The sequence below is a fragment of the Aliidiomarina soli genome, from assembly GCF_003986975.1.
Lineage (GTDB): Bacteria > Pseudomonadota > Gammaproteobacteria > Enterobacterales > Alteromonadaceae > Aliidiomarina > Aliidiomarina soli.
Genome location: NZ_PIPO01000003.1, coordinates 424,317 through 437,335 on the forward strand (window position 1 = coordinate 424,317; position 13,019 = coordinate 437,335).

Annotated in this window: 14 protein-coding genes; 8 read left to right on the forward strand and 6 right to left on the reverse strand. The window is 51.8% G+C overall.

Annotated features, from left to right (window positions below; all coding sequences use genetic code 11):
• The first annotated feature begins 65 nt into the window (after positions 1–65).
• The 6 genes from CWE14_RS08525 (at position 66) to katG (ending at position 7,139) form a co-directional block, all read left to right on the forward strand.
• Positions 66–494: a hypothetical protein gene (locus CWE14_RS08525; RefSeq protein ID WP_126798982.1), complete on the forward strand. Its 429-nt coding sequence runs from the start codon at positions 66–68 to the stop codon at positions 492–494.
• A 14-nt stretch (positions 495–508) separates the two neighbouring features.
• Positions 509–1,255 (forward strand): 5-oxoprolinase subunit PxpA, encoded by a 747-nt coding sequence (locus CWE14_RS08530; protein WP_126798983.1) that lies wholly within the window; start codon positions 509–511, stop codon positions 1,253–1,255.
• Between the two features lie 66 nt (positions 1,256–1,321).
• Positions 1,322–2,029, forward strand: a complete 708-nt coding sequence (pxpB, locus tag CWE14_RS08535) for a 5-oxoprolinase subunit PxpB (RefSeq protein WP_157981804.1) — start codon at positions 1,322–1,324, stop codon at positions 2,027–2,029.
• On the forward strand, positions 2,026–2,964 hold the full coding sequence (locus CWE14_RS08540; protein ID WP_126798985.1) for a 5-oxoprolinase subunit C family protein: 939 nt from the start codon (positions 2,026–2,028) through the stop codon (positions 2,962–2,964). Before pxpB ends, CWE14_RS08540 begins: the two co-directional genes overlap by 4 nt.
• Positions 2,965–3,031: 67 nt before the next feature.
• Positions 3,032–4,711, forward strand: coding sequence for a glutamine--tRNA ligase (gene glnS / locus CWE14_RS08545; RefSeq protein ID WP_126798986.1), 1,680 nt, complete (start codon positions 3,032–3,034; stop codon positions 4,709–4,711).
• A 232-nt stretch (positions 4,712–4,943) separates the two neighbouring features.
• Positions 4,944–7,139 carry a catalase/peroxidase HPI gene (gene katG, locus CWE14_RS08550; protein ID WP_126798987.1) on the forward strand — a complete coding sequence of 732 codons (2,196 nt, stop codon included), beginning with the start codon at positions 4,944–4,946 and terminating at the stop codon, positions 7,137–7,139.
• A gap of 91 nt (positions 7,140–7,230) precedes the next feature.
• Here katG and CWE14_RS08555 read toward each other — a convergent pair whose 3' ends face one another.
• The 6 genes from CWE14_RS08555 to CWE14_RS08580 form a co-directional block, all read right to left on the reverse strand.
• On the reverse strand, positions 7,231–8,262 hold the full coding sequence (locus CWE14_RS08555) for a saccharopine dehydrogenase family protein (protein ID WP_126798988.1): 1,032 nt from the start codon (positions 8,260–8,262) through the stop codon (positions 7,231–7,233).
• Between the two features lie 2 nt (positions 8,263–8,264).
• On the reverse strand, positions 8,265–8,726 hold the full coding sequence (fur, locus tag CWE14_RS08560; RefSeq protein WP_126787622.1) for a ferric iron uptake transcriptional regulator: 462 nt from the start codon (positions 8,724–8,726) through the stop codon (positions 8,265–8,267).
• Between the two features lie 119 nt (positions 8,727–8,845).
• On the reverse strand, positions 8,846–9,373 hold the full coding sequence (gene fldA / locus CWE14_RS08565; RefSeq protein ID WP_126798989.1) for a flavodoxin FldA: 528 nt from the start codon (positions 9,371–9,373) through the stop codon (positions 8,846–8,848).
• A 26-nt stretch (positions 9,374–9,399) separates the two neighbouring features.
• Positions 9,400–9,687, reverse strand: coding sequence for a LexA regulated protein (ybfE, locus tag CWE14_RS08570; protein ID WP_126798990.1), 288 nt, complete (start codon positions 9,685–9,687; stop codon positions 9,400–9,402).
• A 3-nt stretch (positions 9,688–9,690) separates the two neighbouring features.
• A complete protein-coding gene (locus CWE14_RS08575) occupies positions 9,691–9,909 on the reverse strand; it encodes a DUF2788 domain-containing protein (RefSeq protein WP_126798991.1) in 219 nt (72 codons plus the stop codon).
• A gap of 38 nt (positions 9,910–9,947) precedes the next feature.
• Entirely contained in the window at positions 9,948–10,712 is a 765-nt protein-coding gene (locus tag CWE14_RS08580) for an alpha/beta fold hydrolase (protein ID WP_126798992.1), read from the reverse strand.
• A 143-nt stretch (positions 10,713–10,855) separates the two neighbouring features.
• Here CWE14_RS08580 and seqA point away from each other — a divergent pair, with 143 nt between their 5' ends.
• Entirely contained in the window at positions 10,856–11,371 is a 516-nt protein-coding gene (gene seqA, locus CWE14_RS08585; protein WP_126798993.1) for a replication initiation negative regulator SeqA, read from the forward strand.
• Positions 11,372–13,012, forward strand: a complete 1,641-nt coding sequence (gene pgm, locus CWE14_RS08590; RefSeq protein WP_126798994.1) for a phosphoglucomutase (alpha-D-glucose-1,6-bisphosphate-dependent) — start codon at positions 11,372–11,374, stop codon at positions 13,010–13,012.
• The last annotated feature ends 7 nt before the right edge of the window (positions 13,013–13,019 follow it).

The window sequence follows — 13,019 nt, forward strand, 5'->3', positions numbered from 1 at the left end:
TCTGGTTTGTTAATAGCGCCAAGTTTGGCATTATAGGCGCCACTATATGTAATAAGAGCGGCACTATGAATATTCAAAAAGCGATTGCCCTGGTCACAGCACCTATTGGATTGATTTTCCTGCTTAGTGACCCGAGTGACCTGCTTCAGGTCATTACCAGCACTGGCCTGAACTGGCATGCTGTATTTCTGCCTATAGCGCTGGGGATTGTGTTTGGCTGCCTGGCTGGTCTGTTACGCTTTGATCAGGTGCAGAAGTTGCAGCTGCCGGCACTCTACGTGACCACGGCGCTATTCACCTTTGGCGTCATCAGCTCAATCGCGATTAAATTCGAGCACGGTTATTGGTTTTTGGCGCAACCAACTTTCTGGCTGGCGTCAGTCGGGCTCGCTTTGCACGCCTTTATGCGCACGCAGCTGCGCTTTTCTGAGAAGCAACACGAGGCCGCTGAAGCCAGTAGCAAGAAGACCGACAAAAAAGAGCCTAAGGGCTAGTTAACAGGCGATCTATGCTTAAGTTAAATTGTGATCTCGGTGAAAGTTTTGGTGCCTGGTCAATGGGCCAGGACGAACTGGTGATGCCGTTAATTGACCAGGCGAATATAGCCTGCGGCGTTCATGCATCGGACCCGTCGACCCTGTATAAAACGGTGCGACTGGCAATTCAGCATCAGGTGGAAATCGGTGCGCACCCAGGGTATCCCGACAAAGAAGGGTTTGGCCGCCGTGCCATGGCGCTGAGAGAAGAAGACGTCTATGCGCTGGTACTGTATCAGTTGGCTGCGTTAGATGGCGTTGCACGAAGCCAGGGGGCAGAGGTCGGGTATGTTAAACCCCATGGGGCACTGTACCATGCGATGATGCAAGATGAGTCAACCCGGCGTGGTATCTTGCGTGCTGTTGCGGCGTATCGTTCCGATCTGCCAGTGGTTATGCTGGCAACGGCTGCGCACCAGCAATTACGTGATGAGGCTGCCCAGCATCGGATTACACTTCGCTTTGAGGCCTTTGCGGATCGCGCGTACAACGACAATGGCGGCCTGGTTGCGCGGGGTGACCCGCACGCGGTACACCATGAACTTGCCAAGGTGCTTGAGCAGGCACGCTCAATTGCAACCCACGGCAGCGTACGTACCATTTCGGGTAATCAGATTAAAATGCCAGCAGACACCTTATGCGTGCATGGCGATAACCAGGCTGCACTGCATGCCGTTAAAGCCATTCGCTCGATGCTGACTGAACTGGCAAAAGGCTGACTCATCATCCACTTAACGTAATGCAATGCTGTGCAATTGCAGTGTTGCGCAATGAAGGACAACAGGATGAGCTTTAAGCGTCCCGACGCGACATTCGAACTGGCTGGTGTAAACGCCATACTGGTGCGGTTTGGTAACCAGCTCAATAGTGCATTGCCCGCTTATCTGAGCGCGCTACGCGACCACTTGCTAACCCGGCACCCCTCTATTATCAGCCAGGTTGTACCGGCCTATACCACGATTCTGGTTGAGTATGATCCGCGCCAGTGCCGGATGTATGACCTGCAGTTACTGCTGGAACGGGAACTGCAGATGGTTGCCTTTGAAAACACCACCCAGTACGGCAAGCTGGTTGAGTTACCGGTGGTGTATGGCGGTGAACACGGACCTGATTTAACCGCCGTGGCGGATGCCTGTGGGTTGTCAGAGCAGGCGGTAATTGAACTGCACAGTGGTCAGGACTACCAGGTTTACGCTCAGGGGTTTGCGCCGGGCTTTTCATACCTGGCAGAGTTGCCTCAACAATTACGCCTGCCGCGGTTGTCGACACCGCGGCAAAAGGTTGCGGCCGGCAGTGTCGCCATTGCAGAGCAGCAGACTGCCGTGTATCCCTACGACTCCCCAGGTGGCTGGCATATTCTTGGTTACACCCCGGTCACTTGGTTTGACCCGCAAGCGTCGCCGATGACACCGGTTGAAGTGGGTGACCGGGTCCGTTTTAAAGCGGTCACTGTGCAGCAGTTAGACGCCTGGGTTAAGGAGCAAGCGCGATGAGTCAGTCAGCAACAGGATTTCAGGTTATTCGCAAAGGCTTCTTTAGCTTAGTGCAGGATGCGGGGCGTTTCGGTTATGAGCACCTCGGGGTGACCAATGGGGGACCGATGGATGCCATGGCAGCCAGTTGGGCCAACCGTCTGCTCGATAATTCCTCAGATGCCAGTTTGATAGAGGTTACCGCCGGTGGGCTGGAACTGGAAGTTCGTACTCAAACCATGATTGCAGTTACTGGCGGCGATCTGAACCTGACTGTCAATGGAGAGCCTCAGGCCCCCTGGCGCAGTTTCTGGGTCAGTACCGGCGATCGCCTGCGCTTCGGCACGCCGCGTCTGGGTTTTCGTGCCTACCTTGGGGTGCAGGGCGGGTTCCAGGTACCCGAGGTGCTGGGCAGTATGGCCACGGTTAAACGCGATAAGCTCGGCGGCGTCTGCGGACGAGGTGAGGCGCTGCAGGATGGCGACTTTCTTGCCAGCGGAATACTGCCGGAAGAGGGCATCGCAAGACAAATCCCGGAACGCTTTATGCCGGATTATAGCGGCCCGCTGACATTGCATATTATTCCAGGCTATCAACAGCATGCGTTTAGTAAGTCGACCTGGCAACAGCTTATGCAGCAGCCGTTCGAACTTGACACGCGCAGTGATCGGATGGGCGCACGTTTGTCTGGTAGCCCGTTGCAGAGCCCCACACTGGGGATGTACTCGGAGCCATTAAGTTACGCAGCAGTGCAGGTGCCAGCAGATGGCCAGCCTATTATTATGCTCAATGATCGGCAGACTTTGGGGGGCTATCCTAAGCTTGGTAATATCCTCCCTCTGGATTGTTTTGCGTTGGCGCAGCGACAACCCGGTACGAAGATTCGCTTTGCGCCGATTGGATTAATGACAGCGCAGCAACAAATGCGTCGCTATCTGCGTTTTTTCGGCTTGTAAGCGCGGCGTTTTGTTGCGATCATACGCTTCATTTTAATCACATACCTGTAGTCGGAGACGAGCTTCCATGGCCGAAGATGCACCACGTGCAAGTAACTTTATTCGTAAAATAATCGATCAGGATCTGGCATCGGGTAAGCACCATAGTGTGCATACCCGTTTTCCGCCAGAGCCTAACGGCTACCTGCATATCGGTCATGCTAAGTCGATAGTGCTTAACTTTGGCATCGCTGAAGATTACGACGGTCAGTGCAATTTACGTTTTGACGACACCAATCCGCTTAAAGAAAGTGTTGAGTACATCAACTCGATTAAGCGCGATGTGCAGTGGCTCGGCTATGAATGGCAGGGTAAGCCACGTTTTTCATCGGATTATTTTTCAGCCTTGCACGGCTTTGCCATTGAGTTGATTGAAAAAGGCCTGGCCTACGTTGATTTCTCCGATCAGGACAGTATGCGCACAATGCGTGGCACGCTAACTGAAAAAGGCACCAATAGCCCCTATCGTGAGACCCCGGTAGCAGAAAACTTGCAGCACTTTTCTGATATGACAGCGGGTAAGTACAAAGAAGGCGAGTGTAGCCTGCGGGCCAAAATCGATATGTCGTCGCCATTCATGTGTATGCGCGACCCTGTTATCTATCGGGTACGTCATGTGCATCACCATCAAACCGGTGATACCTGGTGTGTCTATCCGATGTACGACTTTACACATTGTATTTCCGATGCACTCGAAGGCATTACCCATTCGTTATGTACGCTTGAGTTTCAGGACAACCGACGCCTGTACGACTGGGTGCTGAATAATATCAGCATCGATTGCCATCCACAGCAGATTGAGTTTTCTCGTTTGAACCTTGAATACACGGTCATGAGTAAGCGTAAACTCAATGAACTGGTGACCGAAGGGCATGTGGAAGGTTGGAATGACCCGCGGATGCCGACCATTGCCGGCTTGCGTCGTCGTGGCTACACGCCAACCTCGATCCGCGAATTTGCGCATCGCATCGGCGTGACTAAAATGGATAACCAGGTCGAAATGGGTATTCTGGAAGCTTGTATTCGTGATGATCTGAATGAGAATGCGCCACGGGCCATGGCCGTACTGGACCCGATCAAAGTCGTCATCGAGAACTTTGCAGAGGGCAGTAGCGAAACGCTGCAGGCGCCTAACCATCCGAATAATCCGGACATGGGAACGCGTGAGGTACCGTTCACTCGTGAACTCTATATCGAGCGAGAAGACTTCCGTGAATCGGCGAATAAGAAGTTTAAGCGTTTGGTGCTGGGCAAAGAAGTACGTTTGCGCAATGCCTATGTGATTAAAGCAGAACGTTTTGATACCGATGCCGATGGCAATGTTACTACCGTCTATTGCAGCTACGATGCCGATACCCTGGGTAAAGACCCGGCGGACGGGCGTAAAGTGAAAGGGGTTATTCACTGGGTCTCGGCTGAACATGGCGTGCCTGCCGAAATTCGTTTATATGACCGTCTGTTCCAGGTCGCGAACCCGGCTGCGGAAGATGTTTTTGCGGATGCATTAAACCCTGATTCGCTGCAAATCGTGCAGGGTGTGGTTGAACCGTCCCTTGCCAAGGCCGAAGCAGAAGCCGGTTTTCAGTTTGAGCGAACTGGCTATTTCTGTGTCGACAGCGAATTTGCCGCGCAGGGTAAGCTGGTATTCAATCGTACCGTAGGCCTGCGCGACAGCTGGGCTAAAATGGAACAAGCAGGAGACGCTTGAACCGCGTCCTTTGTTTCCCGCCGTTATTGACGTTGCAAACCCCAGTGCTTTGGCACTGGGGTTTTTTGTTTTTCGCGACTCATTCAAAAAACCTATTTGCCTGTTCGAAACAAGTCATTGTACAGCGGGCTTTATTTTCGTTAGTTTAATTAGTGAAACTTGATATTAGATACTGATACACGCCGGGCAAGGTTGTTTGTCGTAGCTCAGTGTCACCAACAGGAGACAACATATGTCGGCCGAGTTAAAAAAAACAAATAGCGGCGGTAAGTGCCCGATTATGCACGGTGGCAATACCGCGAGTACCAAAGACAATATGTCCTGGTGGCCAAATGCATTGAATCTGGATATTTTACATCAGCATGATCGCAAGGTGAATCCACTGGGCGATGCCTTTGACTATAGCAAAGCGTTCAATAGCCTCGATCTGCAGGCAGTGAAAGATGATGTCAAAGCACTGATGACCGATAGTCAGGACTGGTGGCCAGCCGACTGGGGTCACTATGGTGGGCTGATGATCCGCATGGCCTGGCACGCAGCAGGTTCCTATCGGGTATCCGATGGTCGTGGTGGGGCCAACACCGGCAATCAGCGTTTTGCTCCGCTAAACAGCTGGCCAGATAACGTTAATCTGGACAAAGCACGTCGCCTGTTATGGCCAATCAAAAAGAAATACGGCAATAAACTATCCTGGGCTGATTTGATGATCCTGGCCGGAACTATGGCCTATGAGTCAATGGGCCTTGAAGTGTATGGCTTTGCCGGTGGACGGGAAGATATCTGGCATCCGGAGAAAGACGTGTACTGGGGATCTGAAACCGAATGGCTAGCGGCAACAGAGAATCGCTACAGCAGCGACGACAAGCGTGATTCACTGGAGAACCCGCTGGCCGCAGTGCAAATGGGCCTTATCTATGTAAACCCTGAAGGGGTGGACGGTAACCCTGATCCATTGCGCACGGCGAAAGACGTTCGTGAAACCTTTAAACGGATGGCAATGAATGACGAAGAAACCGTCGCCCTGACCGCTGGTGGTCATACGGTCGGTAAATGTCATGGTAACGGCGATGCCGCTGCACTTGGCAAAGAGCCGGAAGCCGCAGGTATTGAAGAGCAGGGATTCGGCTGGCACAACCCCAAAGGTACAGGCAACGCCGGTGATACGGTGAGCAGTGGACTGGAAGGGGCCTGGACCACCAACCCGGACCGTTGGGACAATGGCTATTTCTACCTGTTGTTTACTTACGACTGGGAACTGAAGAAAAGCCCGGCTGGCGCATGGCAGTGGGAACCGATTGATATTAAAGAAGAAGATAAGCCAATTGATGCGCATGATCCGGGTAAACGCAATAATCCGATTATGACCGATGCGGATATGGCGATGATAAAAGATCCTGAGTATCGCAAAATATCCGAGCGTTTTTATAACGACCCGGCATATTTCTCTGCTGTGTTTGCGCGCGCCTGGTACAAACTGACGCACCGTGACCTTGGTCCGCGAGACCGCTATTTAGGTCCGGACGTGCCGGCTGAGGAGCTGCTGTGGCAGGATCCGGTACCTAAGGTTGATTACACCCTGGATGAGACTGAAATTGCACAGTTGAAGAAACGTACACTGGAGACTGGGATTGCCCCGGCAGATCTGATTGCCACGGCCTGGGACAGTGCGCGCACCTTCCGTGGCTCTGATTATCGCGGAGGAGCCAATGGCGCACGGATCCGCTTAGCACCAATGAAAGACTGGCAGGGTAATGAACCGGACCGTTTACAGCGCGTTCTGGCTGCGTTAACTCAGTTGCAGAGCGAACTGGATAAGAACATCAGCCTGGCTGATTTAATTGTCCTCGCTGGTAGTGCGGCGGTGGAGCAGGCAGCCCAGAAAGCAGGGGTTACTATCACTGTACCCTTTGCACCAGGACGCGGCGACGCCAGCGCTGAGATGACTGATATTGAGTCCTTTGAGCCGTTGGAGCCAATTCATGACGGTTTCAGAAACTGGCTGAAAAATGACTACAGTGTCTCCGCCGAAGAATTGTTGGTTGACCGTAGTCAGCTACTCGGCTTAACGGCGCCGGAGATGACGGTTCTGTTGGGTGGTATGCGGGTTCTCGGTACCAACTACGGTGGCACCAAACATGGTGTCTTTACGGCAAACGAAGGCGCATTAAGCAATGACTTCTTCGTTAACCTAACCGATATGAATACGCTGTGGAAGCCTGTCGATGAGAACCTCTATGAACTGCGTGACCGTGCAACGGGTGAGGTCAAGTGGACAGCAACACGGGTCGACCTGGTCTTTGGTTCAAATTCAATTTTGCGCTCGTACGCAGAAGTGTATGCGCAGGATGATGCCAAAGAGAAGTTCGTGCAGGATTTCGTAACCACCTGGACTAAGGTGATGAATGCGGATCGTTTCGATCTGAACTAAACGGCGTGATGGCGCGAGCCAGACACCATATAGCAAAAGGGCGCCTGATTAGGCGCCCTTTATTTTTTAGTGAACGGCTGAATGTCAGCGTTTAGTCAACCAGAAAACGGTCAATCAGTTTGGCACCATAAAGCCGTGATGGGGTATAAAAGCCTGGGCTTAATTTATTGCGCATAATATAGACAGCCAGCTCGATCGCCCCGCGACTGGTCAGGGTGTACCCATTCAATACTTTTTGCCGGATAGTAATGACATCGCCGGCGGCATTACGTGCTTCACCCCAAACCCAGGTATAGGCCCGTTCACGTTCTTTCACGTCGGGGCCGGCAGGGCCTTGAGCAACTTTCTTTTCTAACCGGGCACGCAGTGCTTTAAAGGCAAACGCCCAGCGGATCCAGTTCATGCGCTTCATCCGCGTAATCAGTTTAGGGCTGGCGGGGACGTAAACTTCAACATTTTCAATACCAGTGCTGTAGTAGGCCGTAGCGACATCACCCCAGGGAATCGTCATCGCCATTTTCTCGCCATCACCAAAATTAATCCGGCGGGTCTTATAGGCCAGTGGTACGTTTTTAATCTCGCCATTTTCGCGAACAGCGCCGCCTTTGTGCAGGCGGCGGATGCTGGTTAATGCTGTACCTCGGCTCATCCGCGAGCTGGAATCAAAGCCAAGTGCGAGATGAGTGGCATTGGGCATTTGTGCATTGAGGCGAGCCGCCACACAGTCAGTCGGGATTACATCGAAACCAACACCAGGGCAGATAATAATGCCAGCGTCGTCGGCTTCTTTGCGCAGGCTGTGAGCCAGTTCAAAGACGCTGATTTCGCCAGTGATATCGAGATAGTGAGTTTTTGCTTTAAGGCATGCGTGGAGCATTGGCTCTGCCGTTTCTTCAAACGGTCCGGCACAGTGAATAACCAGATCGACGTCTTCAAGTTGACTGGCGATGGTATCTACTGATTCCAGGTTGAAGGCGCGCCAGGGCATTTCCATGTGGGTGGCCAGGGTTTCAATTTTTTGTTTATTGCGACCTGCCAGGATAGGGCGGTAACCAAGTCGTTTGGCCTGGTGCACAATTAACTCTCCGGTATAACCGGTGGCGCCGTAAATCATCCATTTCATGGCTAAACTCCGAAGCGTCCTGGGTTGGCATCTTCGTTGTTGTACTCACAAGTGTCTGGTTTCTGGCACTCGCCATACAGGTACAGGCTGTGGTTGGTCAGCTTTATATTATTCGCTTCCGCTACTTCAAGCTGGCGCTGTTCAATCACATTGTCTTCGAACTCGATAACCCGGCCACAGGTAAGGCAGACGAGGTGATCATGATGCTGTTTGGCGCTAAGTTCGAACACCGAACGGCCGCCTTCAAAATGGTGTCGGGTAACAATACCAGCGTCGTCAAACTGGTTTAGCACGCGGTACACGGTCGCCAGACCCACTTCATGTTCCTGTTCAAGGAGAAGGCGATAGACATCTTCTGCACTGACATGCTGATGGTCAGGGTTCTTCAGCATCTCCAGAATCTTGATCCGCGGCGATGTGACCTTTAAGCCTGCTTTTTTTAACTCTGCATCTGTACTCGGCATAATTTACTCTGTTCCGTGCATGGTGAATTGATTATAGCTAGATTAATCGGCGGATGAAACGAAAAAAGCCGACCCTTCAGGTCGGCTGTTTATCTGAATACGGGTTTCTAAGATCTTGTTTAGTCAGCCAGTTCTGCAAGATACATTTCATCTTGCAACTGCTTGCACCATTGTTGAACCCGTTCCTTGGTTAATTCCGGCTGACGGTCTTCGTCAATCCCCAGACCGACGAAGTGGTCATTATCGGCAAGGCCTTTTGACGCCTCGAAATTATAGCTGGCTGTTGGCCAATGGCCGACAATGATGCCACCTTTGGCTTCAACGATATCACGCACCATCCCCATCGCATCGAGGAAATATTCGGCGTAATCTTCCTGGTCACCGCAACCAAAAATAGCCACCAGCTTGTCGTTGAAGTCGATTTCTTCTAACTCGGGGAAGAAATCGTCCCAGTCACACTGAGCTTCGCCATAATACCAGGTCGGGATGCCAAACAGCAGCAGGTCGTACTCTGCGATGTCTTCTTTGCTCGATTTCGCAATGTCTTTGACGTCGATTAGATTCTTACCCAGCTCTTTTTGAATCATCTGAGCAACAGCTTCAGTGTTGCCGGTGTCACTTCCGAAGAAAAGTCCAACGGTTGCCATAATTCGAAGTTACCTGCGTTGATTAGTTAAACATCTTTCTCTGTGTGGCTGAGAGCGTCCTGCAGCAGTTTTTCAATTAGCTGACTGCGGCTAAGCCCGGCTTTCTCTGCACGTTTGTTCAGTGCATCGTACACAGAGTCCTCAACTTTCAGTTCAATCCGTCGTAAGCCTCGTTCTTTATCACGTTGTAGCTGACGACGTTTATTCTGTTTCATTTGTTCCGAGCGCGACAACGGGTTCGTCCGGGGACGACCGGGGCGACGCTGGTGTTGGAACAGGTCGATAGTGACGTTATCCGTCGTTTCTTTGGCCATGGGTTAGTGTAAATTGGATTCGATAATGAACTGGATGATGCCTTTGGCAACGAATCCTGCCATGCCCAGAAATAGTACCAGCCAGACCGCCCAGCGGCCAAATTTTGGAACATCACCACGTTTCAGGACGTCCTGAATGGCAAGGCCAATAAGTAAAAAAAGCCCAGCTATTGCGAGGTTTGTCAGGAGGCTTTCAATTTGTTCAAAATTTTCAGAAAACATGGTACTACCTCAACCAAATCGGCGCGCATTCTAGCACATTAGTGTTGCTCGAGAAAGTCACTCACCAGCTGATTAAATTTCGCTGGTTGTTCTGCGTGCAGCCAGTGACCTGTCCCGGCTATAGTTTGCGGACGGGCATTTGGAAAACGGCTGCCAATGGCATCACTATGGGACTGCTGGACATAGTCCGACAGTTCGCCGCGGATAAAGAGTACCGGCCCGGTGTACTGGCCGTCACGGGTGGGCTCACCAATCAGTGTCTGGTAGTTGTCCTGCAGCGCTTCTAGATTAAAGCGCCAGTACCAGCGGTCATCTTCTTGACGCAGGTTTTTCAGCAGGAATTGACGTACGCCTTTGCTTTCAATTGATTTGGCAAGTTCGCTGTCCGCTTGCTGGCGACTGCTCAATGCGTCCACATCGATGGCACAGAGTGCATCCAGAATCGAGCTGTGACGAGCATCATAGGCGACTGGGGCAATGTCTGCGACTATTAGCGAGCGGACCCGGCTCGGATAGCGCAGGGCAATTTCCATTGCTATTTTACCGCCCATCGAGTGGCCGAGCAGATGAAACTGGTCAAGGCCTTCGGCATCGGCAATTGCAATAACGTCCTCAGCCATGTCAGCGTAACTCATTGCTGAGGTATGCGGTGACTGGCCATGGTTACGTACATCCAGGTTTATCACGCTGTAATGCTCATTCAGGCTGCGGCTAATACTTTTCAGGTTATCCAGGTCGCCAAATAAACCGTGAATGAGGATGACAGGTTCTCCGGAACCGCTACGCTCATAATTTAACTGCATGAAATCTCCCGATTACCAGCTATTCAGTAGAGAAAGTGCCACTATTGTCGCCCAGCTTAATCAACGGTGCAATCAAAGAGCGCCTTGGGTATAATTGCGCGCATTAATGATCAAGCGTACAACAGAAAGCGACGGGTAATCAGATGAAGCGTATTGAGATCGATGACGACATATACACCTACATTGCAGCGAATACTGAACACATCGGCGAAAGTGCATCAGATATTTTGCGTCGCCTGTTGCAGTTGCAGGAGACCTCGACCGTTGCAGACCCAGTAACACCTGCAGCGACCAAGGTTGCCACGGCCGGAACGTCGACCCAGCGCACAGTCTTTGATGTCATCACCAGTGCCGATTTCGCCGCTGAGAAAAGCGTGGTAGGACGTTTCCTGCATATTCTGTCGATGCTGTATCGTTGCCACGGCGATGCGTTTCAGGTGGTACTGGATATTAAGGGCCGCGACCGCATTTACTTTGCGACCAGCGAACAAGCCTTACTGGAAAGTGGTAACAGCACCAACCCTAAGCAAATTCCACAGTCGCCATATTGGGTGATCACAAACAGCAACACGACAAAAAAGAAATCTATGTTGACCCAGGTCGCAACCGGACTGGGGTATACCCCGACAGACGCGGAAAAAATCAGGGACTTTCTATAAATGAGTATTCATCCTCGAGCAGGTCAGCCAGCGCAAACCAGCGATCTGGTCAATCTTGCCCAGCTAATGACCCAGTATTATGTGCGTGAACCGAATATGCGCCTGCCAGCACAGCAGGTTAGTTTTGGTACCTCAGGCCATCGTGGCAGTGCATTGCTGGGCTCTTTCAACGAAACCCATATTCTTGCCATTAGCCAGGCTATTGTGGCCTATCGCAAAGAGCAGGGCATCGATGGGCCGCTGATGCTCGGTAAAGATACCCATGCGTTGTCGGAAGCCGCATTTGCTACCGCACTCGAAGTATTTATTGGCAACGGCCTGGAAGTGCATGTACAGGACGACCTTGGGTATACGCCAACCCCGGTTATCAGCCAGCAAATTGTTAAGTACAACCGCGGCCGTAGCAGTGGTTTAGCGGATGGGGTGGTAATCACTCCGTCGCACAACCCCCCGCAGGATGGTGGTTTTAAATACAATCCCAGCCATGGTGGTCCGGCGGACGGTGAGGTAACCAAAACCATTCAGGAATACGCCAACGCACTGATTGTCAGTGAGTTGATGGGTGTTGAAGTAGTGAGTTACGAGCAAGCGTTAGGTTCAAAGCGTTTGCGTAAGCAGGACTGGATTGCTGATTATGTAGCAGGCCTGGCCAATGTGATCGATATGACTGCGATTAAAGATGCCAAGGTACGTATAGCGGTGGATGCGCTAGGCGGCTCAGGTGCCGACTACTGGCGTGCCGTACGCGATTATTATGGGCTGGATATTACGCTGTTTAATGACCACGTGGACCCGTCGTTCTCGTTTATGACCCTGGATAAAGACGGCAAGATCCGCATGGATTGTTCGTCGCCGTATGCGATGGCCGGCCTGGTTGCGCGCAAAGGTGATTTTGATGTCGCAGTGGGCAACGATCCGGACTTTGACCGCCACGGCATTGTGACTCAGGCAGGCTTAATGAATCCGAATCATTATCTGGCCGTCGCGATTGATTATTTGTGCCGCAATCGTAACTGGAAACAAGACTCAGCGGTGGGTAAGACCCTGGTCTCCAGTGGCGTGATTGATCGGGTTGTCGCTGGGCTTGAGCGTCCACTGATGGAAGTGCCTGTGGGCTTTAAATGGTTTGCCGAGGGGCTCAACCATGGCAACCTGGTTTTTGCGGGTGAAGAAAGTGCCGGCGCCAGCTTCCTGGATATGGATGGTCAGGCCTGGAGTACCGACAAAGATGGCATCATTATGTGTCTGCTGGCGGCTGAAATTCAGGCTCGTAGCGGCAAATCGGCAAGTGATTACTATCAGGATCTGGAAAGTAAATATGGTCGCTCGTATTACCAGCGTGTCGATACCAGCGCCGATGAAGATATGATGGACGCCTTTAAGCAGTTGCCTCAGAAGTCTATTAAGCTGACTGAATTCGCTGGTGAAACGGTGACCTCGGTGCTGACTAAAGCGCCGGGCAACAAAGCACTCTTCGGTGGCCTGAAAGTGGTCACTGAGAATGGCTGGTTTGCTGTGCGCCCCTCAGGTACCGAACCAGTTTATAAAGTCTATGCAGAAAGCCTGAAAAGTGCTGAGCATCTGGCTCTTATTCACCAGCAAGCCGCTGAGCTACTGACAACCTTGTTAAAGGCAGACTAATCTAAAA